Origin of the sequence: Halomonas sp. ND22Bw (assembly GCF_003011945.1) — a bacterium.
Taxonomy (GTDB): Bacteria; Pseudomonadota; Gammaproteobacteria; order Pseudomonadales; family Halomonadaceae; genus Halomonas; species Halomonas halophila.
In genome coordinates this window covers 1-244 of record NZ_PXWD01001549.1, presented here as the reverse complement: position 1 = coordinate 244, position 244 = coordinate 1, and the positions used below count along the sequence as shown (strand labels likewise).

1 rRNA gene is annotated in these 244 nt (G+C 57.0%); it reads left to right on the top strand.

The annotated features are described in order from the left end of the window. Nucleotides 1–244 (top strand): 16S ribosomal RNA (locus tag CVH10_RS23430); the annotation flags it as partial.

Genomic DNA, 244 nt, shown 5'->3' with positions numbered 1-244 from the left:
CAGTAGGGCACTCTCGGGAGACTGCCGGGGATCAGCCGCGAGGAAGGTGGGGATGACGTCAAGTCCTCATGGCCCTTACGGGATGGGCTACACACGTGCTACAATGGCGGTGACAGTGGGACGCGAAACCGCGAGGTTGAGCAAATCCCCAAAAACCGTCTGAGTTCAGATTGCACTCTGCAACTCGAGTGCATGAAGGCGGAATCGCTAGTAATCGTGGATCAGCATGCCACGGTGAATACGT